This is a genomic window from Tsukamurella hominis (assembly GCF_965137015.1).
Taxonomy (GTDB): domain Bacteria; phylum Actinomycetota; class Actinomycetes; order Mycobacteriales; family Mycobacteriaceae; genus Tsukamurella; species Tsukamurella hominis.
The window spans coordinates 248,217-272,534 of record NZ_CBCRZG010000005.1 but is presented as its reverse complement, the minus strand read 5'-3'; the positions used below and the strand labels follow the sequence as shown (position 1 = coordinate 272,534).

21 protein-coding genes are annotated in these 24,318 nt (G+C 71.1%); 9 read left to right on the top strand and 12 right to left on the bottom strand.

Translation table 11 applies throughout. The features are described from left to right. Positions 1-71: 71 nt before the first annotated feature. Complete coding sequence (locus ACM9LD_RS09750) at positions 72-497, bottom strand: MarR family winged helix-turn-helix transcriptional regulator (protein WP_415676460.1); 426 nt, start codon at positions 495-497, stop codon at positions 72-74. 58 nt (positions 498-555) lie between these two features. Between ACM9LD_RS09750 and ACM9LD_RS09745 the strand changes: the two genes are divergently transcribed. Further along, positions 556-1,368, top strand: coding sequence for an alpha/beta fold hydrolase (locus ACM9LD_RS09745; RefSeq protein ID WP_415676459.1), 813 nt, complete (start codon positions 556-558; stop codon positions 1,366-1,368). Positions 1,369-1,375: 7 nt separating this feature from the next. Here the strand turns inward: ACM9LD_RS09745 and ACM9LD_RS09740 are convergent, their stop codons facing one another. After that, the gene (locus ACM9LD_RS09740) at positions 1,376-3,265 is read right to left on the bottom strand and encodes an APC family permease (RefSeq protein WP_415676458.1); all 1,890 of its coding nucleotides are present in this window, start codon (positions 3,263-3,265) and stop codon (positions 1,376-1,378) included. A 224-nt stretch (positions 3,266-3,489) separates the two neighbouring features. On the opposite strand from ACM9LD_RS09740, the gene ACM9LD_RS09735 reads away from it, so the two are divergent. After that, positions 3,490-4,545 carry a DUF4192 domain-containing protein gene (locus ACM9LD_RS09735; protein ID WP_415676457.1) on the top strand — a complete coding sequence of 352 codons (1,056 nt, stop codon included), beginning with the start codon at positions 3,490-3,492 and terminating at the stop codon, positions 4,543-4,545. A 20-nt stretch (positions 4,546-4,565) separates the two neighbouring features. Here the strand turns inward: ACM9LD_RS09735 and galE are convergent, their stop codons facing one another. After that, positions 4,566-5,552, bottom strand: coding sequence for a UDP-glucose 4-epimerase GalE (galE, locus tag ACM9LD_RS09730; protein ID WP_415676456.1), 987 nt, complete (start codon positions 5,550-5,552; stop codon positions 4,566-4,568). Between the two features lie 3 nt (positions 5,553-5,555). Then, positions 5,556-6,239: a metal-dependent transcriptional regulator gene (locus ACM9LD_RS09725; protein WP_224645755.1), complete on the bottom strand. Its 684-nt coding sequence runs from the start codon at positions 6,237-6,239 to the stop codon at positions 5,556-5,558. Positions 6,240-6,355: 116 nt separating this feature from the next. On the opposite strand from ACM9LD_RS09725, the gene ACM9LD_RS09720 reads away from it, so the two are divergent. Then, the gene (locus tag ACM9LD_RS09720; protein WP_415676455.1) at positions 6,356-7,585 is read left to right on the top strand and encodes an acetoin utilization protein AcuC; all 1,230 of its coding nucleotides are present in this window, start codon (positions 6,356-6,358) and stop codon (positions 7,583-7,585) included. After that, positions 7,578-10,289, top strand: coding sequence for a bifunctional acetate--CoA ligase family protein/GNAT family N-acetyltransferase (locus ACM9LD_RS09715; RefSeq protein ID WP_415676454.1), 2,712 nt, complete (start codon positions 7,578-7,580; stop codon positions 10,287-10,289). Before ACM9LD_RS09720 ends, ACM9LD_RS09715 begins: the two co-directional genes overlap by 8 nt. Positions 10,290-10,323: 34 nt before the next feature. On the opposite strand, the gene ACM9LD_RS09710 is transcribed toward ACM9LD_RS09715, so the two are convergent. The 3 genes from ACM9LD_RS09710 to ACM9LD_RS09700 all read right to left on the bottom strand — a co-directional run bounded on the left by ACM9LD_RS09710 (position 10,324) and on the right by ACM9LD_RS09700 (position 13,252). Next, positions 10,324-11,325 carry a sigma-70 family RNA polymerase sigma factor gene (locus tag ACM9LD_RS09710; protein ID WP_068525066.1) on the bottom strand — a complete coding sequence of 334 codons (1,002 nt, stop codon included), beginning with the start codon at positions 11,323-11,325 and terminating at the stop codon, positions 10,324-10,326. A gap of 112 nt (positions 11,326-11,437) precedes the next feature. Further along, on the bottom strand, positions 11,438-12,916 hold the full coding sequence (locus ACM9LD_RS09705; protein WP_415676453.1) for a DUF7782 domain-containing protein: 1,479 nt from the start codon (positions 12,914-12,916) through the stop codon (positions 11,438-11,440). Next, positions 12,917-13,252 carry a DUF3099 domain-containing protein gene (locus ACM9LD_RS09700; protein WP_415676452.1) on the bottom strand — a complete coding sequence of 112 codons (336 nt, stop codon included), beginning with the start codon at positions 13,250-13,252 and terminating at the stop codon, positions 12,917-12,919. Positions 13,253-13,290: 38 nt separating this feature from the next. On the opposite strand from ACM9LD_RS09700, the gene ACM9LD_RS09695 reads away from it, so the two are divergent. After that, positions 13,291-13,527 (top strand): DUF3039 domain-containing protein, encoded by a 237-nt coding sequence (locus tag ACM9LD_RS09695; protein WP_068525069.1) that lies wholly within the window; start codon positions 13,291-13,293, stop codon positions 13,525-13,527. 4 nt (positions 13,528-13,531) lie between these two features. On the opposite strand, the gene ACM9LD_RS09690 is transcribed toward ACM9LD_RS09695, so the two are convergent. Beyond that, entirely contained in the window at positions 13,532-14,833 is a 1,302-nt protein-coding gene (locus ACM9LD_RS09690; protein ID WP_415676451.1) for a YihY/virulence factor BrkB family protein, read from the bottom strand. A 151-nt stretch (positions 14,834-14,984) separates the two neighbouring features. Between ACM9LD_RS09690 and ACM9LD_RS09685 the strand changes: the two genes are divergently transcribed. Next, positions 14,985-16,676 carry a DEAD/DEAH box helicase gene (locus ACM9LD_RS09685; protein ID WP_415676450.1) on the top strand — a complete coding sequence of 564 codons (1,692 nt, stop codon included), beginning with the start codon at positions 14,985-14,987 and terminating at the stop codon, positions 16,674-16,676. 93 nt (positions 16,677-16,769) lie between these two features. Here ACM9LD_RS09685 and ACM9LD_RS09680 read toward each other — a convergent pair whose 3' ends face one another. Further along, positions 16,770-16,985, bottom strand: a complete 216-nt coding sequence (locus ACM9LD_RS09680) for a DUF7455 domain-containing protein (RefSeq protein ID WP_415676449.1) — start codon at positions 16,983-16,985, stop codon at positions 16,770-16,772. Between the two features lie 168 nt (positions 16,986-17,153). Between ACM9LD_RS09680 and ACM9LD_RS09675 the strand changes: the two genes are divergently transcribed. Further along, positions 17,154-18,038 (top strand): EamA family transporter, encoded by an 885-nt coding sequence (locus ACM9LD_RS09675; protein WP_415676448.1) that lies wholly within the window; start codon positions 17,154-17,156, stop codon positions 18,036-18,038. 43 nt (positions 18,039-18,081) lie between these two features. Beyond that, positions 18,082-20,301: a M13 family metallopeptidase gene (locus ACM9LD_RS09670; protein WP_415676447.1), complete on the top strand. Its 2,220-nt coding sequence runs from the start codon at positions 18,082-18,084 to the stop codon at positions 20,299-20,301. Here the strand turns inward: ACM9LD_RS09670 and ACM9LD_RS09665 are convergent. Genes ACM9LD_RS09665 through ACM9LD_RS09655 form a run of 3 tightly spaced genes read right to left on the bottom strand, consistent with a single transcriptional unit; the run spans position 20,288 to position 22,898 of the window. Further along, complete coding sequence (locus ACM9LD_RS09665) at positions 20,288-21,073, bottom strand: rhomboid-like protein (RefSeq protein ID WP_415676446.1); 786 nt, start codon at positions 21,071-21,073, stop codon at positions 20,288-20,290. The two genes, ACM9LD_RS09670 and ACM9LD_RS09665, sit on opposite strands and share 14 nt — an antisense overlap. 34 nt (positions 21,074-21,107) lie before the next feature. Next, on the bottom strand, positions 21,108-22,265 hold the full coding sequence (locus tag ACM9LD_RS09660) for an acyl-CoA dehydrogenase family protein (RefSeq protein ID WP_415676445.1): 1,158 nt from the start codon (positions 22,263-22,265) through the stop codon (positions 21,108-21,110). 18 nt (positions 22,266-22,283) lie between these two features. After that, entirely contained in the window at positions 22,284-22,898 is a 615-nt protein-coding gene (locus ACM9LD_RS09655; protein WP_415676444.1) for a TetR/AcrR family transcriptional regulator, read from the bottom strand. A gap of 169 nt (positions 22,899-23,067) precedes the next feature. On the opposite strand from ACM9LD_RS09655, the gene ACM9LD_RS09650 reads away from it, so the two are divergent. Next, complete coding sequence (locus tag ACM9LD_RS09650) at positions 23,068-24,285, top strand: acetyl-CoA C-acetyltransferase (protein ID WP_415676443.1); 1,218 nt, start codon at positions 23,068-23,070, stop codon at positions 24,283-24,285. Positions 24,286-24,318 lie beyond the last annotated feature (33 nt).

Here is a 24,318-nt window from a genome sequence, read left to right as displayed (position 1 = left end):
GAGCTACCAGTTTTCCACGTGGGACAACCTCGCGCGCACTGTGTCGATTCCCGCGCGCCGCGTGTTTCCGCTCACGGCGAAACGGCGGACGCGAGGAAACGGCCCACGACCTCTGCTTCTGCGGGCGTGAGTGCGGCCGCCGCGACTCGGATCGGGCCGATCAGATCGCCGAAGAAGTCCTCGCCGAGGCGCCGCGCGCCCGGGGTGACGAGCAATCGGACCCGGCGGCGATCGTCGGGGTCGGGGCCGCGCTCGACCAGGCCGGCGGCCGTGAGGCGGTCGACGAGGGCGGTGCACGCCGCGGAGCTCAGCCGCAGCGCCGCTGCGAGCGCACCGGGGGTGGCGGGCGCGTCCGCCCGCTCCAGGTCGAGCAACGCGACCAGCGCCCGTACGTCGGTGTCGCCGAGCGCGTGCCGCGCGCCGAAGGCCGCGATCTCGCGCTCCCACCGCAGCGCCGTCGCGCGCAGGGCGTGCACGAGGTGCTCGTTGTCGCTCATGCGCCGACGGTAGCAGGTATCTTGAAGGTCAAACATCTCGATCATCGAGAGGAATGTCATGGGATCCGTCTTCTCCGACGCCTACGACGCCGTGGTCGAGCAGTGGGGCGTTCCCGTCCGGCGGCTCGTCGTCGACGGTGACCTCGCCCGCACGCAGGTGCTCGTCGTGGGTGACGACGGCGCGCCGCCGCTGCTGTGCCTGCCGGGCGGCGGGGACACCGCCGCCGCGTGGTTCGCCCAGGCTCCGGTGCTCGCATCCGCGCACCGAGTTCTCGCGGTCGACCTCCCCGGTGACGCGGGCGGCAGCGAACGTCGTGCGCTGCGTTCCGCAGATGAGCTTCCGGCCTGGCTCGATGAGGTGCTCGACGGGCTCGGCGTCGCTTCGGCCGCAGTCCTCGGGCATTCCCTCGGGGCCCAGATCGCGGTGGCCTATGCGCTCGCCCGCCCGACTCGGGTGCGCGGACTCACTCTGCTCGATCCGACCGGCATGTTCGCCCCGATGCGGATCGCGACGGCGCTCCGCGCGCTACCGGTCATGCTGGCTCCGACGGGCAAGCGTGCAGTGGCGTATGCGGAGTGGGAAACGGCTCGACACTGGCCTCCGACCCCGGAGTTCGGGCGCCTGGCCGAGGCGTCCGCCGACGGCCCGCGCCCGCGGATCACGGGATACACGGTGCCGAAGCGGCCGCGCCCCGACGCCCTGGACAAGCTGCGCGGGCTGCCCGGCGGCGTCACGATGGTGGCGGCGCTGCGCAGTCGGTACCACGACGGCACGGCCCTGGCGCGCACCGTCGAACGGCGGTACCCGTGGATGCGGGTCGAGACGCTGCCCGTCTCCCACCATGAGCTCCCGTTCGCCTACCGGCCCTGAGCCCCCGTCAGGAGACGTGGACGGTGGGTCGGCGCTTGGCGTCGTGCTCGGCCTGGCGCAGCACCTCGTGGCACACGGCTGCGACCTCGCCCGAGCCCTCCACGAGGTACTTGCCCATGTTGAGCACGGGGTTCATCTCCGACCACTGGAAGTAGACCTCGGGTACCACGCCGGTCTCGTCGCGGATGTACAGCAGGACCGCGGCGATGGTGTTGGCGATGCTGCCCGAGCGCACCTTGAGCAGGCGGTAGCCGAACTTCTCGATGCCCCGGACCTCCAGGTCCTCCTCGAAGTCCGACGAGTCGCGCGGCCACACCTCGAGCAGGATCACCCGCGAGCGGCCGGGGATGTGCCCGAACTTGCGCTCCGCGCGGACCTTGTCCCGGTACTCCTTCTTGGTGTCCACGTCGGGCTCGTGCGAGACGATCCGGATCGCGTGCTGCGCGTTGGCGTCGTCGCGGATGAACTCGAGGGCCTTCTCGTCGAAGGTGATCGACGAGGCGCGCAGCTCGAAAGAACGCCGGACGCGCGAGCCGATCGACACCACCGCGATCGCGAGAATGAACAGCGCGGCGATCCGCACGCCGTCGGGCCGCTCGATGATGTTGTCGATCGTCGTGTAGACGAAGACCGCGGAGATCAGGCCGAAGCCCCACGTGGCAGCGGTCTGCCGCTTGCGGCGGGCGGAGATCGTCACCGCGATCGCGGCGGACGTCATGAGCACGAGGACGCCGGTGGCGTAGGCGCCGCCCTGCGCGTTCACGTCGGCCTCGAAGATCAGGACGATCACGAGGGCGATCACGGTGAGCACCACGACCAGCGGCCGCACGGCCGAGGCCCAGCGCGGCGCCATGCCGTAGCGCGGCAGGTACCGGGGCACCAGGTTGAGCATGCCGGCCATGGCGGACGCGCCGGCGAACCAGAGGATCGCGACCGTGGAGACGTCGTAGACGGTGCCGAAGCCGTTCCCGAGGTACTCGTGCGCGAGCCACGCCAGCGCGCGGCCGTTGGCGTCGCCGTTCGGGCCGAACTCCTCCGCGGGGATCAGCACGGTGGTCGCGAAGCTCGACGTGGCGAGCAGGACGCTCATGATCACGGCGGCGGTGGTCAGGAGCCGCCCGGTGTCCCGGATGCGCTTGGCGGGGTACTCGGGAGGATCGTTCGGGTCGCCCTTGATCTGCGGCATCACCGCGACGCCGGTCTCGAAACCGGAGAGACCCAGCGCCAGCTTCGGGAAGACGATGAGCGCGACCGCGATCACCATGAGCGGATTCGAGTGCTCGGCCCACAGCAGGTCCTGCCAGTCCAGCACCTTCTGCGGCCGCTCGGCGACGTGGAACAGCGAGACGCCGATGACGACCACGTTGAGCGACAGGTAGACCGTCACCAGGACGACGGCGGTGCCGATCGCCTCGCGGAAGCCCTTGAGGAAGATCACGCCCAGGGCCAGGACCAGGCCCAGGGTGATGGGGATGTTGGCGCCGTGGAGGAACGACGGCACGAGCGGGTTCTCGACGATGTGCTCGGCCGCGTCGGACGACGACAGCGTGATGGTGATGATGAAGTCGGTGGCCGCGAATCCGAGCAGGACCAGCACGAACAGCTTGCCGCCCCACCAGGGGAGGAGCCGCTCGAACATCGCCAGCGAGCCGGAGCCGTTGAAACTCTCCCGCGATACCCGCTTGTAGACCGGGAGAGCGCCGAACAGCGTGAGCGCGATCAGCACGAGGGTGGCGATGGGGGAGATGACGCCGGCCGCGATGAACGCGATGGCGGGCTGGTAGCCGAGGGTCGAGAAGTAGTCGACGCCGGTCAGGCACATGACCTTCCACCACGGCTGCGGGTGCTCCGCGTCCTTCGCGTGGGGGCCGACGTGGGTGCCGGCCCGCTCAGACATGCCGCTGAGGAACCAGTCGCGCGTGCGGTCAGAGAACCGCGGTAAGCCGATCACGCGGTTCACAGTAGCGCTCGCCGGTGCCGCACGTCGGGCGCCCGCCCGCGGGTGTCCGGTACGGGCGATCCTGTGGACAACGCCCAGCGTGGAGAACGTTTCGTAACCAAAGTGGGGATGGACGAGGCGCAGCGGCGATCGTCGTCCGTCGCCTCCGCGAGCATTCGAGCATGACGAAACATCACGTGGACCCGGCCATGAAGATCGACTCCCTCGGCGACCTGGTCGCCGCCGTCCCGGCTCTCCTGGGCTTCTATCCGACCCGATCGGTGGTGCTGCTCGCGCACGACGAGGTGACCGGCCGGATCGGGGCCACCGCTCGGACAGACCTCGAGGTGACGGCGTCCGGCGGTCTTCGGAAGAACTGCCGGACCCACATCGCCGAGGCGGTGGGTTTGCTGCGGCGCCAGGGCGCGGACCGGCTGTTCTGCGTCGCGGTCGACGACCGCCCGCGCGAGCGGGTCGCCCCGGCGCTGCTCCGGCTGCTCGAGGACGCCGCCCGGTCCCGGGACGCGGTCGATCCCGACCTCGAGATCATCGACCTGGTCCTGCTCGACCGGATGGCGGCCGGCGAGCGCTGGGTGTGCCGGCACGGCGAGAGTGGCGCCCTCCCGGATCCGGCGTCGTCGCCCCTCATGGTCGCGGCCGTCGTGGAGGGGCGCACCATCCACCGGTCCCGCACGGAGCTGACGGACCAGCTCGCGGAGGAGGGCCCGGGGATCGGCGCGGACCGCTGCCGCGACGCGGCGGACTACGAGGCGGACGGCGATCCGTGCGAGCTGTTGGCCGCCGTCGTCGGGGCCGTCACCGCGCAGCGCTCAGCCGCCCTCTCGGACGCCGACGTCGCGCTGCTCGGGGGAGCGCTGCTCGAGGTGAAGGTGCGCGATGCGGCGATGGCGTTGGCCCTCACCGTGATGGCCGACGAGGCCCGGCTGCTGTTCGCCGAGCTGGCGCGGCGGTTGCGGGGCACGCCGCGTGCGGCGGCGGCGACGCTGGTGGCCGCCGGGAGTTACCTGCGCGGGGACGGCCCGCTCACCGGCGTCGCCCTCGACGCGGCGCTGACCGCCGACGGGCGCTACCGGGGCGCGCACCTGCTGGCGCACGCGCTGGCCGCGGGGATGCATCCGCGGGAGCTGTGCATCACCGCCGAGATCGGAGTGGACGTGGCCCGCCGCCTCGGCGTGGACCTCCCGCCCCGGGACCTCGGGTTCCCCCTCGCCGGATGACGATCGATAGGGGCGCGCGGTCAGCCGCGGCGGGCCGCGTGCGCGCGGTCGCCCAACTCCTGCGTGTACGCCCAGGCGTCGGCCACGATGTCGCGCAGGTCCGTCTTCTCGGGGCGCCAGCCGAGCTCCTCGATCGCCCGGCGGGAGGACGCGACCAGCACGGCCGGATCGCCGGCGCGGCGCTCGGCGGCGGTCTCGGGGATCTCGCGCCCCGTCACCTCGCGACAGGTGTCGATCACCTGACGCACCGAGAAGCCCGCGCCGGAACCGAGATTGAAGATCTCGTGCGTGCCCGGGCGCGCACGGTCCAGGGCCAGCAGGTGCGCCTCGGCGAGGTCCTTGACGTGCACGTAGTCGCGGACCGCGGTGCCGTCGTCGGTGGGGTAGTCGGCACCGAAGACGGCGATGTCACCGCGCTGGCCCAGGGCGGTCTGCAGCACGAGGGGGATCAGGTGCGTCTCGACCTCGCGGTTCTCGCCGAAGCCGCCGTAGCTGCCCGCCACGTTGAAGTAGCGCAGGGAGACCGCGGCGAGGCCGTAGGCGGTGGCGTACGAGGAGATCGCGGCGTCGATCGCGAGTTTGGTCGCGCCGTAGGTGTTGGTGGGCGCGGTGCGCGCGTCCTCGGTGACCGGGACGGCCTCCGGCTCGCCGTAGGTCGCCGCGGTCGACGAGAAGACCAGGCGCGGAACGCCGGCCGCCAGCATCGCGTCGAGCAGCGTCAGCGTCGTGACGACGTTACCCTGCCAGTACTTGTGCGGGTGCGACACCGACTCTCCCACCAGCGATTTCGCCGCGAAATGCAGCACGCCGTCGAAGTCGCCGTCGGCGAGCAGCGGGCGGGCGGCGTGCGCCACGTCGCCCTCGACGAACGTCGCGCCCGCGGGCACCGCCTCGCGGTTGCCGGTGCTCAGATCGTCGATCACGGTCACTTCGTGGCCGCGCTCGAGCAGCACCTGCGTGCACACGCTGCCGACGTAGCCGGCGCCGCCGGTCACCACCAGGCGCATCGGCTACACCGCCTCGACGAAGACGGCGTGCGCCATCTCGTCGGGGAGCTCGAAGTCCTCGTGCCCGGCGACCGAGATGACCACGGCGCCGCGCTGGACGGTGACCGACACGCGCGCGTCCGGGACGACGCCGGCCTCACGGAACCGGCCGATCAGGTCGGTGTCCGCCTGGACGTGCTCTGCCAGCCGCTTGATGACCACGGCCGTGGGGCCGCCCTGCGGAAGGTCGGTCAGGCGGGCGGGACGCGCCGGCTCGCCGGTGATCGCCACGCCGAGCTCACCGAGCCCCGGGATGGGGTTGCCGTACGGGGAGGTGGTGGGGTTGCCCAGCACCTCCAGCAGGCGCCGCTCCACGTCCTCGCTCATGACGTGCTCCCAGCGGCACGCCTCGGCGTGCACGTTCTCCCACTGCAGTCCGATGACGTCCACCAGGAGCCGCTCGGCCAGCCGGTGCTTGCGCATCACGGCGATGGCCAGCTGGCGGCCCTTCTCGCTGAGCTCGAGGTGCCGGTCACCGGCGACCCGGACCAGCCCGTCGCGCTCCATGCGCTGCACCGTCTGCGAGACGGTGGGACCACTCTGCTCGAGACGCTCCGCGATCCGCGCCCGGAGGGGCACCACGCCCTCCTCCTCGAGCTCGTAGATGGTCCGCAGGTACATCTCGGTGGTGTCCACCAGATCGTTCACGTATCCAGCTCCTTCTCGTCACTGTCGAGCTTAACCGAGACGGGCTACCGTCCCCCGTACTTAAGGTTACCTAACTTGGAAGCGGTGCAGGTGTGCAACGACTAGGGTCGTGACACATGGCACGGTTCCCCGACTCCCAGGTGGTCTGGGATCCCTCGGTCCTCGACTACCGGTTCTCCCACTCCCATCCGATGGACCCGGTGCGGCTGCGGCTGACGATGGAGCTCTCGCGGATGCTCGGGGTCCTCGACGGGGTCGAGGTGGTGGCACCCGCGGAGTTCGACCCGCTCGAGCTCGGCCGCGCCCACACCGATGACTACCTGGCGGCCGTGCGCGTCGCCGGCTCGGGCCGCTCCCGGATCGATCTCACCGGATACGGCCTCGGCAACGACGACAATCCGATCTTCCTGCGCATGCACGAGGCGGCCGCGAGCCTGGTCGGATCCACCCTCACCGGCGCGAAGGCGATCGCCGCCGGCAACACCACCCGCGCCGTCAACATCGCGGGCGGGATGCACCACGCGATGCGCTCGCACGCCTCGGGTTTCTGCGTCTACAACGACGCGGCCATCGCGATCTCGTGGCTGCTCGACAACGGTTTCGACAGGATCGCCTACCTCGACGTCGACGCCCACCACGGCGACGGCGTGCAGGCCCAGTTCTGGAACGACCCGCGGGTGCTCACCGTCTCCCTGCACGAGGACCCCCAGCACCTGTGGCCCAACACCGGTTACCCGACGGAGCTCGGCGGCCCGGAGGCGCGCGGTACGGCCGTCAACATCCCGGTGCCCGCGTTCTGCCCCGACGGGCTGTGGCTGCGCGCCTTCCACGCCGTGGTCCCGTCGATCGTCCGCGAGTTCCGGCCCCAGCTCATCGTGAGTCAGTGCGGCTGCGACTCGCATGCGAGCGACCCGCTGACGGACCTCTTGCTCACCGTCGACGGACAGCGCGCCGCGATCCTGGCGATGCGCGACCTCGCCGACGAGGTGTGCGACGGCCGGTGGCTCGCGATCGGCGGCGGCGGGTATCAGCTCGTGCACGTGGTGCCGCGCGCCTGGACCCACCTCATCGGGGCCGTCGTCGGCGTCGACATCGACCCCGCCACACCGATTCCCGAGGAATGGAAGGAGCTCGCCGCGAGCCTGCCGACCGACCAGGTCGGCGCCGCGGACGGCTTGCCGGACACGATGGGCGAGGGCGGGACGACCGCGTTCACCCCGTGGGAGCCCTCCTCCTACGACCCCACCGCCGCCCCGGTGGAGGCCGCCGCCGACCGTTTCATCGCCCGCGCCCGATCCGCGGTTTTTCCTCTCCACGGACTGGATCCGGAGGACCCTCGTGACTGACGAAACTTCCCTGCATCCCTCGGGTCCCGCCACGGACCCGTTCCCGGCGCCGAGCCAGCAGGCGCCGTCGGGACCGTACGAGTTCCCCGCGCACTGGGTCGCCGACGTCCTGGCCTCCGACGGCGGCGTCGTCCACCTGCGGCCCGTGGTTCCCGACGACGCCGACGCGATGGTCGCCTTCCACGCCGGGCTCTCCGAGCGCACGCGCTACCTGCGGTACTTCGGGCCCTACCCGGTGATGCCGCCGCGCGACGTCGCGCGGATGACCACCGTCGACCACGAGCAGCGCGTCTGCCTGCTCGCGATCCTCGGCGGCAAGATCATCGCCGTCGGGCTCTACGAGGGCCTCGCCGACTCCGGCAAGCCCACGTCGGCGGAGGTCGCGTTCGTCGTCGCCGACGAACACCAGGGCCGAGGCCTCGGCCCGATCCTGTTGGAGCACCTCGCCGGCGCCGCGGCCGAGAACGGCTTCCACCGCTTCGAGGCCGAGGTGCTCGCCGAGAACCGGTACATGGTCAACGTCTTCAAGGCCGCGGGGTACGAGCTGCGCCGCAGCTTCGACGGCAGCGTGGTGCACGTGGAGTTCGGCATCGACCCCACCGAGGCACTGGTCGCGGTGCGGAACGCCCGCGAGCTGGCGTCGGAGGCGCGCAGCGTGAGCAACGCGCTCCGGCCGGAGTCGATCGCCGTGATCGGCGCGTCGACCACGCCCGGCAAGGTCGGGCACGCGGTGCTGCGCAACATCATCGCGGGCGACTTCGCCGGCCCCGTGTACCCGGTGCACCCGGAGCGCCGTTCGGTCGCCGGCATCCGCGCCTACGAGTCGGTGCGCGACATCCCGGACCAGGTCGACCTCGCCGTGGTCGCCGTGCCCGCCGACAACATGGACCAGGTGCTCGACGACTGCCTCGCCAAGGAGGTGCGGACGCTCCTCGTCGTCTCGTCCGGCTTCTCCGACGTCGGCGGGCGGGGCAAGGAGTCCGAGCGGCGGCTGCTCAAAGCGGTGCGCTCGCACGGGATGCGACTCATCGGGCCCAACGCGCTCGGCGTGATCAACACCGACCGAGAGGTCCGCATCAACGCGACCCTGGCCCCCGTCGTGCCCGGGCGCGGCAACGTCGGCTTCTTCTGCCAGTCCGGCGCCCTCGGCATCGCCATCCTCGACACCGCGGCGAAACGCGGTGTGGGCCTGACGACCTTCGTCTCCGCCGGCAACCGCGCGGACGTCTCCGGCAACGACGTGCTCCAGTACTGGGACACCGACGACGCGACCGAGGTGGTGCTGCTCTACCTCGAGAGCTTCGGTAACCCGCGCAAGTTCGGCCGCATCGCGCAGCGGTTGTCCCGGCAGAAGCCGATCGTCGCCGTGCACCGCGGGGGGATCGACGCCGACCGCCGCCGGCGCGGATCGGAGGCGCTGTTCGAGAACTCCGGTGTGGTCCAGGTCGATTCGATACCCGAGCTGTTCGACTGCGCGACGTTCTTCAGCTATCAGCCGCTGCCCGCCGGGCCGCGCGTCGCCGTGATCGGCAATTCGACGGCACTGGGCATCCTCGCCACCCACACCGGGATCCGGGCGGGACTGGACGTGGCGCAGCCCGTGGACCTCGGCGCGGCGGCCACGCCCGACGAGTTCGGTGCCGCGATCGACGCCGCGCTCGCCGACGAGGGCGTCGACGCGATCATCGCCGTCTTCGTGCCGCCGGTGGAGGCGCCGCCCGAGGCGCACGCCGCCGTGCTCCTCGAGGCGTCCCGCAAGCAGATCAAGCCGATCGTCTCGACCTTCCTCGCCTTCGACGGCGTCACCGAGTTGCTCGCCGCCACCGACGAGGACGGCGTGCGGGTCCGCGGATCGGTCCCGTCGTACCCTGAGCCCGAGCGCGCGGCCCGGGTCCTCGCCCACGGCTGGCGGTACGCGCAGTGGCGCGCCCGTCCCGTCTCCGACACCGCGCGGCCGGACGGCACCGACGTCGAGACCGCGAGGACTCGCGTCCGGGAGTGGCTGCCCAGCGCCGACTCCGACGCCGGTGCGGTCACCCTGAGCTTCGCGCAGAGCGCGGAACTCCTGGGGCTCTACGGAGTCGGCGTCGTGGCGTTCGACGTGGCGTCCACGCCGGAGGCCGCGGCGGAGGCGGCCGACCGGCTGGGTTATCCCGTGGCGGTCAAGGCGATGGGGGAGCGCTGGCGCCTGCGCGCCGACCTCGCGGCGGTGCGCCTCGACCTCACCAGCCCGCAGGCCGTGGCGGACGCGTTCGCCGAACTGTCCGAGGCGACGGGGGAGTCCACGCTGCACGTCCAGCGGATGGCGCCCAAGGGCATCGGCTGCGCCGTCGGCTACGAGAACGACCCGCGGATGGGGCCGATACTGTCCTTCGGCCTCAGCGGCGCCGTGCCGGAGCTGTTGGGGGACCGCGCTTACCGGCTGCTGCCGTTGACCAACGCCGCGGCCGCGGACCTCGTCACGGCCACCCGTTCGGCCCCGCTGCTCGACGGCTTCGCCGGCGAGTCCGGCGTGGACCGCGCGGCGCTCACCGACGTGGTGACCCGCATCGCGGCCCTGGCCTACGAGGTCCCCGAGATCGCTTCGATCGACTGCCAGCCGATCCTCGCCACCACCGACGGCGCCGCGGTGCTGTCCGTGGTGATCCGGATCGGCCACGCCAGCGATCTCCTCGCCCAACAAGCGGAACCGCGCCGGCTGTGACAGCCGACGCGGTTCCTTCGAGGGTGGTTCGGAGCTAGCTCGCGTACGCGCGCAGCCGGTCGGCGCGCTCGCCGTTGCGCAGCTTGCTCATGACCTCGCGCTCGATCTGGCGCACGCGCTCGCGGGAGAGCCCGAAGAGCTTGCCGATCTGGTCGAGCGTGCGGGGCTGGCCGTCGTCGAGTCCGTAGCGCAGGCGGATGACCTGCTGCTCCCGCTCGTCGAGGGTGGCGAGCACCGAGCGCACGTCGCTGTGCATGAGCCGCGAGATGACCGCGGACTCGGCCGAGGCGGCCTCGGCGTCCTCGATGAAGTCGCCGAGCGGCGCCTCCTCGTCGGACCCGACGGGCATGTCCAGGCTGACCGGATCCCGCGAGTGGTCCATGAGGTCGGCGATCTTCTCCGCCGGGATGCCCGACTCCTCCGCGAGTTCCGCGTCGGTGGCCTCGCGGCCCAGCTGCTGGTGCAGCTCGCGCCGGATCCGGGCCAACTTGTTCACCTGCTCCACGAGGTGGACGGGGAGCCGGATCGTGCGGGACTGGTCCGCCATGCCGCGCGTGATCGCCTGGCGGATCCACCAGGTGGCGTACGTCGAGAACTTGAAGCCCTTCGCGTAGTCGAACTTCTCCATCGCGCGGATCAGGCCGAGGTTGCCCTCCTGGATCAGGTCCAGCAGCGGCATGCCGCGCCCGGTGTAGCGCTTGGCCAGCGAGACGACGAGGCGCAGGTTGGCCTCCAGCAGGTGCTGGCGGGCGGCCTGCCCGTCCCGCACGATGAACGCCAGATCGCGCTTCTTCGACGCGGCCATCCGCTTCTTGGTGGCCAGCAGGTGCTGTGCGTACAGACCCGCCTCGATGCGCTTGGCCAGATCGACCTCGTCCTCCGCGGTCAGCAGAGCGGTGCGCCCGATGCCGTTCAGGTACACGCGCACCAGATCCGCGGCGGGACTCTGTGCGTCGAGATCGGCCTCGGTCAGCGGGGGCCGCACCCGATCAGCGGGGCGGGCTGCGGTGCTAGCGGTGTTGACGCGGTGTGCCATGTGGCTGCCTCCTGTTCGCCGGTACATCTGGTTCAACGGACGACGGGCGCACAGAGTTCCCGAGCCCGGATCCCCTGACCTGCGGAAACCGCGAGGAGGTCTGAGAAGTTGCTTAGAGGAAGGTTACGAATCCGTGCCGGTGCAGGTCGGCGAGCAACCGCCGGGCCGGATCGGCGAGGTCGTCCTCGCCCGTCGCGGCCTCGAGCAGGAGGACGAGGTCCTCGGTCGGGAGTTCGCCGCGGCACCCGGCGAGGAGGCGGGCGCCGGCGTCGTCGAGCTCGTGCACCCAGCGCGGGCCCGACATCCGGGTCACGCGCAGCGCCACCTCGTCCCAGCCGTCGCCGCCGGTGACCGACACCCGCTCGAGGGCGACGTCGTCGCCGAGCAGCGGGCGGGCGGCGTCCAGGTCGGCGTCGCGCAGCCATGCCATCCGCGCGAAATGGGCCGGGACCTCGTCGCCCAGGGGATCGTCGAACGGTTGGCTCAGCTCCTCGCAGACCACCTCCGACGGGCCGCCGATCGCCCGCAGGAGCACGAAACCGAAGCCGATGCCCGTGACGCCGGCATCGGCGAGGTGCGCGAGCCAGCGGTCGGACTTCGCCCGGCCCTCGCCGATGCGCGGGTCGAGCCCCTCGTCGCGCAGCCAGGTGCCCACGTACAGCGCGGGATCGGCGACGTCGCGCTGCAGGACCCAGGCCGCGACGCCCTCGGCGGGCAGCCACGAGGCCACCCGGGCCTGCCAGGTCTCGTCGTCGCGGTGCACCCACGAGGCCAGCAGCGCGGCGGTGCCGCCGGGCGCCAGGTGGTCCGGCGCGCCCCGCACCACCAGCTCGGAGGCGCCGTCGAGGTCGAGGCCGGAGTCCCGGTAGGTGTGGTCCACGCGGCCCTCGCCCACGACGAAGGGCGGGTTCGCCAGCAGTAGGTCGAACCGGCGTCCCGCGACGGGCGCGAACCAGTCGCCGATCAGTACCTCGACGTCCGCGCCGTTCAGCGCGGCGGACGCGGCGGCGAAGCCGGCGGCCCGCTCGCTCACGTCGGTGGCGGTGACCGAGCCCGCGAACCGGGTCGCGGCGCACGCGTGCACGCCGCAGCCGGTGCCGAGGTCGAGGACAGTGCCCACCGGCTCGCGCGGCGTGGCCCGCAGCAGTGACTGCGAGGCGTGGCCCACGCCGAGCACGTGCTCGCGGTGCTGCGCGTGCGGCCGCATGAGGCCGTCGAGGTCGGAGAGGAACCACTGCGGACCGTCGGGCAGGTCGAGTGGCCGCAGGCTCAGCGCGGCCCGCACCCGCGACGGGTCCTCGGGATCGGCCTCGAGTAGGCCGGCCTCCACGGCCTCGTCGACGGTGACGGGGGCCAGGGCACCGCCGACCTGCGGGCGGGGGACGGGCGCGGCGGCGAGGAACAGGCGGATCAGGACATCCAGGGGCGCATCACCGGAGGCCTCGGCCTCGACGGGGCCGGGCTCGCCGCGCGAGAGGCAGCCGTAGGCGTCGCCCAGGCGATCGGCGACGGCGGATTCCGAGAAGTCGGCGGCGGCCAGCGCGGGGCCGAGCCGACGGCACAGTGGTGCCAGGCCGGGGGAGAGCAGCACCTAGTCGCCGCGCGCCGAGACGGTGGTGATCGGGTGGCCCTGCAGGGCGAGGCGATCCAGCTTGCGCCGGGTGAAGCGGTCGGGCTCGCCCTTGCGCTTCTTGGGCCGGTCGTTGGCGCGGATCACGGCGATCCACGGAATGGGGATGGAGCCGCCGAGCACGGCCAGCGCGATCATCCAGTTGCCGGTGGCGGAGTAGATCCACGCGGAGATGACGAGGGCGGGAATGCGGATCGCCATGATCATCAGGTAGCGGCGGACGCGCCGCCGGTGCTGCTCGTCGTACGAGTCCTCCGCGTCGGTGATGACGTAGGTGTTCTCACCTTGGTTTCCCACACTTCGATCGTCCCACTGCGGCTGGCAGAATGAAAGTCATGAGTACGAAGACCCTGGAGAAGCCGGACGTCGACGTCGACGCCGATACCGGCACCGACGACGACACCCCCAAGTTCTTCCACTACGTGCGGAAGAACAAGATCGCCGAGTCGGCCGTGATGGGCAACTACGTGGTCGCGCTCTGCGGCGAGACCTTCCCGGTCACCAAGTCCGCCAAGCCCGGCTCGCCGGTGTGCCCCGAGTGCAAGAAGATCTACGACCGCATGAAGAAGTAGCCGCTCACCGCGGCTCCACTTCGCGCGGGGGCCGGGCGGGCGGTACGCGCGTGGCCTCGGGGTCGACGGTGCGCCGCGCTGGCACGTCCGTCTCCACGGTGCGCCGTGGCGCTACGGCACTCGGCGCGTCGGCGGCCGACCCGCCGGACACCGGCGTGTCGGTCTCGGTGGACGGTTCGTCGGTCTCCGTCCGCTGGCGCCGGCGGATCGGGTCGGTCGCGCGGCGCAGGCCCTCGGCGGCCGCCTTGCCGGGATCGGAGATCCCGGCCTCCTTGATCTGCTCGACGACCCAGTCCCGCAGCTGATCGGTGCGGATCTCCCGAGCGGGCCAGCGGTCCTGCAGCGCGGCGTTGAACTCCGCGCCGACCATGACGGCGAAGCCGAGGAAGAACGTGAACAGCAGGAAGGCGATCGGCGTCGCCAACGCGCCGTAGGAGATGCCGCTCCCGGAGGCGATGAAGGACAGGTACACGCGCAGCCCCGTCGAGGCCACCAGGAAGATCAGCGCCGCGAGCGCCGCTCCCGGCACGTGCCGGTACCAGGGCAGCGGCCGCGGCAGCGCCTGCCGGTAGAGCAGCGCGAGCCCGCCGACCAGCATGAGCACGACGAACGGCAGGTACCCGAAGTCGATCAACTGGGCGACCGCGGGGTGCCAGGACGCGGGGATGTACTTGATGATGAAGCTGGGGCCCAGCGCCACGAGCGGCAACGTGAACACCGCGATGACCAGGAACTCCAGGTAGAGCACCAGCGCGAACAGCCGCTGGTACACCGGATTGCGCACCGTGTGCTGATCGTGCGCCATGCTGATCGAGTCCACGTACGACGACAGCGCCGAGGATCCGGCCCAGAGCGCCAGGATGAAGCCCACCGACACCACGTCGCCGCGGCCCTGCTGGAGCACCCCGTCGACCATGGGCCGGATGATCTCGTCCACCACGTTGGGCGTGAACACGCGCAGGCCGAAGGAGATGAGCCGGTCGTGGATCACCCCGATGGTGTCGGGGCCGAACCAGTTCGCCACGTAGCCGATGAGGCCCATCAGGGCGAGCAGCAGCGGCGCCAGCGACAGCGTGGTCCAGAAGGCCGCCTGGGCGCTGTGCCCGACGATCGAGTCGTCCCAGGACTTCACGACGGTGCGCCACAGGACCTGCGGCATGCCCTTGACGACGCCCCACGCGCGGGTGGGGAAGGAGGCACGACGGGGCCGATCCAGGTCCTGGGTGTGCGGACCCGGATCGCGCGGCTCGGCGTCCTGTGCCGGGCTCGGTTGCCGGCTTCCCGGCGTGCCGTGTGCGTCGTCCATCATGTTCAGTCTTGCGCACCGGCGCCGATCACGTCGGAACCGGGATCGCCGCGTGTTGCGAGTAGACTGCTTGAGGGTTCACGATCGACCCGCCCGCGCCGCGGATCCGCGCCGGACGGGCTTGTCTCGCGGTTTAGGGGTGCGTTTCTCGATGGCGGTTTCACTTCGTGTCTGGCAGCGCCGTGCGCTCACGAAGTACCTGACCTCGAAGCCTCAGGACTTCCTTGCCGTCGCCACGCCGGGCGCCGGTAAGACCACGTTCGCCCTGCGCGTCGCCGCCGAGCTGCTGGCCGACCGCACCGTCGAGCGGATCACGGTGGTGGCGCCGACCGAGCACCTCAAGTACCAGTGGGCCGAGTCCGCCGCGCGGAACGGCATCAACCTCGACCCGAACTTCACCAACTCGGGCGGCAGCACCTCGTCGGACTTCGACGGCGTGGTCATCACGTACGCCCAGGTGGGCATGCATCCGTACAAGCACCACGCGCGCACGTCGGCCTACAAGACGCTCGTCATCCTCGATGAGATCCATCACGCCGGCGACGCCAAGAGCTGGGGCGAGGGCGTGCGCGAGGCCTTCGCGCCGGCGACCCGGCGGCTCGCCCTCACCGGTACCCCGTTCCGCAGCGACGACAATCCCATCCCGTTCGTCACGTACGAGCCGGAGTTCGGCGGCGGCCAGCGGTCCAAGGCCGATCACGTCTACGGCTACTCGGACGCGCTCGCGGACGGCGTCGTCCGCCCCGTCGTCTTCCTCGCCTATTCCGGGCAGGCGAGCTGGCGCACGAGCGCGGGCGAGGAGTTCACGGCCCGCCTCGGCGAGCCCCTGAGCAAGGAGCAGACCGCGCGGGCATGGCGCACCGCGCTCGACCCGCACGGCGACTGGATCCCCGCGGTGCTGCACGCCGCGAACACGCGGCTCGAGCAGTTGCGTCGCGCGATGCCCGACGCGGGCGGCCTGGTGATCGCCACCGACCAGTCGACGGCCCGTGACTACGCCGAGCTGCTCGAGGAGATCAGCGGCGAGAAGGTCACCGTCGTGCTGTCCGACGACCCCACCGCCTCGAAGCGGATCTCCGCGTTCTCCGAGGGCACGGACAAGTGGATGGTCGCGGTCCGCATGGTGTCGGAGGGCGTCGACGTCCCGCGCCTGGCCGTGGGCGTGTACGCCACGAGCGCCTCGACGCCGCTGTTCTTCGCCCAGGCCATCGGGCGCTTCGTGCGACTGCGCGTGCCGGGGGAGACCGCGAGCGTCTTCCTGCCGTCGGTGCCGGTCCTGTTGGATCTGGCCGCGAAGCTCGAGGAGCAGCGCGACCACGTGCTCGGCAAGCCGCACCGGGAGTCCGACGGGCTCGAGGACGCGCTGCTCATCGACGCGAACAAGCAGAAGGACGAGCCCGGCGAGGAGGAGAAGGCGTTCGTCTCCTTGCACGCCGACGCGGAGCTCGACCAGCTCATCTACGACGGATCCTCGTACGGTACGGCGACGTTCGCGGGGAGCGAGGAGGAGGCCGACTACCTGGGACTGCCCGGGCTGTTGGACGCTGAGCAGATGCGGGCTCTCCTCAAGCAGCGGCAGAAGGACCAGGTGGACACCCGCACCGCCGTGGCCGAGCGCCCCGCGCCGCCGCCCGAGGTCGAGGAGCGGGCGACCGCCGGAGCTCAGCTCTCCGCACTGCGCCGCGAGTTGAACTCACTCGTCGCGATGCACCACCACCGCACCGGGAAGCCGCACGGCGTGGTGCACAACGAACTGCGCAGCAGGTTGGGCGGACCCGTCACGGCGATGGCGACCGCGGATCAGCTGCGCGAGCGGATCGCCGCGCTGCGCACCTGGAAGTGACCCGGCGCCGGTAGGGCGCCGACCGAGAAACGGCGACGGCGCCGTGCACCCGGAAGTAGGGCGGGTGCGCGGCGCCGTCGCGTCGAAGGGGTCCTAGACCGAGACGGGCTCGCCGGTGATGGCGGCGCCCTGCGCCTCCAGCTTCGCGCGGTGCTCGGTGAAGTGGTGCCCGCAGAAGAGCAGCTCGAAGCCCGACGGCAGTACGGCACGGACCTGGGCGGCCGCCGAGCAGCGATCGCACCGGTCGGACGCCGTCAGGGGAGCGAAGGCATCGCCCGCGGGGGCCTCTGAAGTGACTGTGTTGGTCATGACTCCTCCGTTCCTCACGAACCGTTCTTACATCTCTATATACGTCCGAGGGTACCCATTTGTTCCACCACACCGGGGAGGCGGGCGGCATGTTCTCCCAGGGTGAACAACTTTCCGGCGGGAGAACGCGGATGCGGGGCGAACGCGCGGTCCCCTAGGGTGAGGCGCGTGACACAGCTGATGATCCCCGCGATGTTCGTGATCGGGGCGATCAGCCAGTACGTCGGCGCCTCCCTGGGCGTCGGCCTGTTCGAACAGCTCTCGCCCGTCGCGGTGGCGTGGCTGCGCGGCGCCGGTGCCGGTCTGATCCTGCTGATCGCGCTGCGCCCGCGCCGCGCGGACTGGACCCCGGCGCGGATGCGCGCCGCGGCGCTCTTCGGCACCGTCACCGTCGCCATGAACATGGCCTTCTACGAGGCCATCGACCACATCGACCTCGGCACCGCCGTCGCGATCGAGTTCCTCGGGCCGATCGCGGTGGCCGTCGCCGGGTCGCGGCGCGCCGTCGACCTCGTCGCCGCCGCGGCGGCGCTGGTCGGCGTGGTGTGCGTCGCGGGTGTCAACCTCGACGGTGCGGCCGGCGGCGGACTCGGTTCCGACGGTGCGATCGGCATCGCCTGCGCACTGCTGGCGGCCGCCCTGTGGGCGGGATACATCGTGCTCGGGAAGCGGGTCGCCGACGCGGGCGGCGGCATTGAGGGGCTCGGCGTCGGCCTGGCCGCGGGCGCACTGGTGCTCGCGCTGCCGGGCCTCGGGCCGGACCTGGTGAGCCGTCCGGACGCCTTCCTCAGCTGGGAGGTGTGGGTGCTCGGCCTGGGCCTCGGCCTGCTCAGCTCCGTCGTGCCGTACGCCCTCGATCAGGTGGTGCTCACGCGGGTCGGGCGGGAGCGGTTCGCGCTGCTGCTGGCGCTGCTCCCGGTGACCGCCACCGGCGTAGGCGCGGTGATGCTGGGCCAGCGGCCGGGGTGGCTCGAGGCCGTCGGCATTGCGCTCGTCGTGATCGCCATCGCGCTCACCTCGTGGCGAACGGCGACACCCGACTCGGGTGGTTAGCGTGTCGCACCATCTCGGCGGTCGATCGGGTTAGATTCGGTTCATGCAGACCGGTGACCCCCATTCGTCCGCCCACCCGCCCCGCCCGGATCGCGACCCGTTCGGTGCACCGTCGGGCGGGCTCGACCGCCGGCGGTTCCTGGCCGGCTTCGGTGTGCTCGCGGGCACCGCGGTGCTCGCGGCCTGCGGGGTGTCCTCTCCCGGCGGTGGATCGCCGTCGTCCTCCGCACGGCCCCCGCGACCGCTGACCGGTCCCGATCTGAGCGGCGCGGCGCCGGGCGTGCGCGTCCAGGACGACCTGTTCCGGCATGTCAACGGCGCGTGGGCCGACGGCTACCGGATCCCCGCGGACAAGGCCTCGTTCAACACCTTCACCGAGCTGTCGGACCGCGCGCTGGATCAGCTCAAGGCGATCATCGAGGGCATCAAGGATCCGCGCACCCGCAGCGACGAGGCGAAGATCCGTGACGTCTACGACTCCTTCATGGACACCGCCCGGATCGACCGGGAGGGTGCGGACCCGATCAAGCCCGACCTGGACGCCATCGATAAGGCGGCCGACAAGGCGGCCCTGCTCGACGTCATCGGCGCCCACCAGAAGCAGGGCGTGAGCGGCCTGGTCGGCTTCTACGTCGACACCGACCAGAAGGACTCGTCGAAGTACGTGCTCAGCCTGCTGCAGTCGGGCATCGGCCTGCCCGACGAGGCCTACTACCGCGATCCGAAGTACGCGGAGGTGCGCGACAAGTACCGCGCCTACCTGGAGAAGACGGCCTCGCTGGCCGGCCTGTCCGACGCACCAGGCGTCGCCGCGCGGGTACTCGCCTTCGAGACATCGGTGGCGAAGGGGCATTGGGACCGGGTCCGCTCGCGCGACGCCACCGCGACCTACAACCCGTACCCCTGGGCGGAGCTGGCGAAGCTGGCTCCCGGCTACGACTGGGACCGGTGGCAGAAGGCCGTGGGCATCAAGGCCGACGACGTCAAGAACGTCGTGGTCTCGCAGCCGAGCTTCCTCACCGCCGCGGCGAAGCTGTGGGAGGACACCGATCTGAACACCCTGAAGGACCACGCGCGGATCCAGGTGGTGCGGGCCTACGCCACGTACCTCTCCGAGCCCTTCGTCACGGCCAACTTCGAGTTCTACTCCAAGACCCTCAGCGGGGTCGAGCAGCAGCGCGACCGGTGGAAGCGCGGCGTGGCGGTGGTGGAGGGCACCCTCGGCGAGGCGCTCGGAAAGCTGTACGTCAAGAAGCACTTCCCGTCCGATGCCAAGCAGCAGGCCGAGCAACTGGTGAACAATCTGCGCAGCGCCTACCGGGCCAGCTTCGAGGACCTCGATTGGATGACCCCCGCCACCCGGCGGGCCGCCGCCGCCAAACTGGAGAAGATCCGCACCAAGATCGGTTACCCCGACCAGTGGCGCGACTACGGCGGTCTCACGACCGACGGGAAGTCGATCGTCGTCAACGTCCGCGCGTCCGGCGAGTTCGAGAACGCCTACCAGCTGGCGAAACTCGCCAAGCCCGTCGATAAGGGCGAATGGCTGATGACGCCGCAGACCGTGAACGCCTACTACAACCCGGGCATGAACGAGATCGTGTTCCCCGCGGCGATCCTGCAGCCGCCGTTCTTCTCGCCCGAGGCGCAGGCCGCGGTCAACTACGGCGGAATCGGCGCCGTGATCGGGCACGAGATCGGCCACGCCTTCGACGACCAGGGCGCGAAGTACGACGGCGACGGCAACCTCAAGGACTGGTGGGAGCCGGCCGACCGGGCCGAGTTCGACAAGCGGACCAAAGCGCTCATCGCTCAGTACGACGCGCTGGTCCCCGCCGGGCTGCCGCCGACCAACAAGGTCAACGGCGGTCTCACGGTGGGGGAGAACCTCGCCGACCTCGGCGGCCTGTCCATCGCCATCGCCGCCTACCGGATCGCCGTCACCAACCGCGACGCCGGGACCGAGGGGGCCGTGCAGGCGAGCGGTGCACCGTCGGCCGGGCCGAGCGCGAGCGCCGTGCCGAGCGCGGGGGAGGGGGCCGACCCGGACCTCACGCCGCTGTTCCTGAGCTGGGGCCGGATCTGGCGGAACAAGGCACGGGAGGCCGCCGCGATTCAGTCGCTGGCCACGGATCCGCACGCGCCGAACGAGTTCCGCGCGAACCAGGTGGTGAAGAACGTCGGCGCGTTCGTCGAGACGTTCGGCGTGAAGCCCGGCGACAAGGAGTGGCTGGACCCGCAGGACCGCGTCAAGGTCTGGTGACGGTGCTCCCGCCGGGCTCGTCGGGCCCGGCGGGGTGGAACCGCCACGTCCAGTCCGCGGCGCGGCGGCGGACGGAGGGGATGCGGGTGACCGGCCACAGCAGGTAGCCGAGGAGTACGGCCCGCAGGTGCCCGAGCGTCGAGTACATGCCGAAGAAGGGCAACGTGAGCCGCACCAGGACGGGCAGGGCCAGCATCGCGGCGAGCCGCCACCGCCACGACGGGATCCGGTAGACGAGCAGTGCGAGCACGCACAGGCTGCCGTAGCTGACGCCGACGTCGATCATGCCGCGCAGGTCGAGATCGTCGGTGATGATCCCGTGCGCCAGTAGGCGATTCGCCGAGAGAACCGAGATCAGCGACGCGGTCGCGCTGCCCGCGAAGTAGATCAGGGGCATCCCGATGTGCCCCAGCCATCGCTCGGCGGGCCCGAGGACGAGCACCGTCATCAGCGTCGCGAAGACGATGTCGACGGGCTCGATCCACAGGGCCGAGGTGATGAGCGCCTGCAGCGGGTGCGTAGCGAACCGGTCGAGGTTGGTGCTGTGCACCTGCAGGACCTCGTCGGCCAGGCGGTCCGGCAGGCCCAGCAGCATCACCGCGTTGATCGTCACCACCAGCCACAGCGCCGCGGCCACCGGGCTCGCGACGACCCACGCCCGCGCGTACCGGGCCCAGCGGAGCATCCACCCCGATCCGGGCCCGGCGCGCCGGACGTTCCCGACGGCCGCCCAGAAGAGCGCGACGGCGATCAGGCCGATCAGCAGGTCCATGCGCTCAGTACAGCACCGCCGCGCGGGGCAGGGACTACAGGCCCATGTCCTTGGCGATGATGGTCTTCATCACCTCGGACGTGCCGCCGTAGATGCGGTTGACGCGGTTGTCGGCGTAGAGCCGGGCGATCGGGTACTCGTTGATGTAGCCGTAGCCGCCGTGCAGCTGCAGGCAGCGGTCGATCACGTCGGAGGCGGCCTCGGTGCAGAACAGCTTGAGCGAGGCCGCGTCGGCCGCGGTGAGCTGGCCCGCGTCGTGCAGCTCCAGGCCGCGGTCGACGCTCGACTCCATCGCGTCGACCTTCGCCTTGCACGCCGCGAGCTCGAACTTGCTGTTCTGGAAGGATGCGACGGTCTTGCCGAAGATGGTGCGGTCCTGCGTGTACGCCTGCGCGAAGCGCACCGCGGCGGCGGCCTGCGAGTACGCCCCGACGGCGATCGACAGGCGCTCCTGCGGGAGGTTCTGGCCGAGGTAGGAGAAGCCCTTGTTCTCCTCGCCGAGCAGGTCCTCGGCGGGCACCTTGACGTCGGTGAAGGAGAGCTCGGCGGTGTCGGAGGTGCGCAGGCCGATCTTGTCGAGCTTGCGGCCCACGGTGTAGCCCTCGAGCGTGGTGTCGACGACGAACAGCGAGATGCCGTGGCGGCGGTCCTCGGGGGTCGACGGGGCGGTGCGCGCGCACACGATCACGCGGTCGGCGTTCACGCCGCCGGTGATGAAGGTCTTCGCGCCGTTGAGCACGTAGTGGGTGCCGTCCTCGGAGAGCTTGGCGGTGGTCTTCATGCCCGCGAGGTCGGAGCCGGTGCCGGGCTCGGTCATCGCGATGGCGAACATCAGCTCGCCCGCCGCCATGCCGGGCAGCCAGCGCTGCTTCTGTTCGTCGGTGGCGAGGCCGGTCAGGTAGGGCAGGCACAGCGCGATGTGCACACTCGAACCGCCGAAGGAGACGCCGGCGCGGCCGAGCTCCTCGCTGATCACCGCCTGGTACTTGAAGGACTCGATGCCCGCGCCGCCGTACTCCTCGGGCACCTCGATGCCGAAGACACCCAGCTCGCCGAGCTTGGGGTAGAAGTCCTTCGGCACGATGCCGTTGGCGTACCACTCGTCGTAATGCGGCACGACCTCCGCCTCGATGAAGGCGCGGAGGGTCTCGCGGAAGGCCTCGTGATCGGCGGTGTAGACGGTGCGACGCATGGTGTTCTCCTCGGTTCTCTACTTCGGGGTTTCGGACGTGGACGCCCCGACGGTGCGCAGGGCGAGGTCGGCGTAGAAGTCGCCGATGCGATCGGGGGTGATCTCGCCGCCGTCGTGGTACCAGCGGCCGATGTCGATGCCGCTGGACAGCACGGCGATCGTCGCCATCCGCGGGTCGGGTGTGTCGAAGGAGCCGTCCGCGACGCCGGCGTCGACGATCGCGCGCAGCCGACGGGTGATCTCGCGGCGGAGGCCGCCGATCTCGGCGCGGTGCTCCTCGGTGAGCGCGTCCAGCTCGTAGTTGACCACGCGGACGCTGGTGTGCGACGACGCGTGATGCGTCGCGAACGCACGCATCGCGGCGGCGAGGCGCCGGGCGGGGGCCTCGGCGTGGTCGTCGACGGCGTCGATCGCGTCGATGATCCGCTGGTGCCCGACGCGCGAGAGTTGGTGCAGCAGTTGTTCCTTGGACTTGTAGTGCACGTACACGGCCGCGGGACTCATGCCGGCGGCCGAGGCGATGTCGCGCGTGGTGGTGCCGTGGAAGCCGCGCTCGGCGAAGGCCGCCGCGGCGGCGGACAGCAGCCGCGCGCGGGTGGCGTCCGCGCGGGACGGTGCTTCGGGCTCGGTCATCGTTTCCCCTCCGGCCGCCACCGCGATGCGGCGCATCGACGCGGTGTCTCTAGTGTGAACGGGACCACGGGGAGCGGTCCGTTGACGACCGGCTCTCAGTGGTGCAGAGTAGATGGTACACCGCTAAGCGAGCGCTTAGTTAGTAGTGGTTCAACTCGGAGGTCATCCCATGCCCGAAGCCGTCATCGTCTCCACCGCCCGGTCGCCCATCGGGCGCGCAGCGAAGGGCTCGCTCAAGGACGTCCGTCCGGACGACCTCTCGGTCCAGATGGTGCGCGCCGCCCTGGACAAGGTGCCCGGCCTCGACCCCCGCGAGATCGACGACCTGATGTTCGGCTGCGGTCAGCCCGCGGGCGAGTCGGGGTTCAACATCGCCCGCGTCGTCGCCGTCGAGGCCGGCCTCGACCACCTGCCCGGCGTCACCGTCAACCGCTACTGCAGCTCGAGTCTGCAGACCACGCGCATGGCCTTCCATGCGATCAAGGCGGGGGAGGGCGACGTCTTCATCTCCGGCGGCGTCGAGACCGTGAGCCGCTACATCAAGGGCAACGCCGACGGCCTGCCCGACACCAAGAACGCCCTCTTCGCCGACGCCGAGGCGCGCACCGCGACCTTCGCCGGCGGCGGCCAGACCTGGGTCGACCCGCGTGAGGCGGGCGTCCTGCCGGACGTCTACATCGCGATGGGGCAGACCGCCGAGAACGTCGCGCAGTTCAAGAACGTCAGCCGCCGGGACCAGGACGAGTGGGGTGTGCGCAGCCAGAACCGCGCCGAGGCCGCCATCGCCTCGGGCTTCTGGGCCAAGGACATCACCCCGGTCACGCTCGCCGACGGCACCGTCGTCTCCACGGACGACGGTCCGCGCGCCGGCGTCACCTACGAGGGCATCGCCGGGCTCAAGCCGGTCTTCCGCCCTGACGGCACCGTCACGGCCGGCAACTGCTGTCCGCTCAACGACGGCGCGGCCGCCGTGGTGATCATGTCCGACGAGAAGGCCAAGGCGCTCGGCCTGACGCCGCTCGCGCGCATCGTCTCCACCGGTGTCACCGGCCTCTCGCCCGAGATCATGGGCCTCGGCCCCGTCGAGGCGTCGAAGCAGGCGCTGCAGCGCGCCGGCCTGTCGATCGGCGACATCGACCTCATGGAGGTCAACGAGGCCTTCGCGGCGCAGGTGATCCCGTCGGTGCGCGACCTGGGCATCGACGCCGACAAGGTCAACGTCAACGGCGGCGCGATCGCCGTGGGCCACCCCTTCGGCATGACGGGCGCGCGCATCACCAGCACGCTCATCAACTCGCTGCAGTGGCACGACAAGCAGTTCGGCCTCGAGACCATGTGCGTCGGCGGCGGCCAGGGTATGGCGATGATCATCGAGCGGCTCAGCTGATCCACGACTGACCCGCCCACGGCGCGGCCCGCA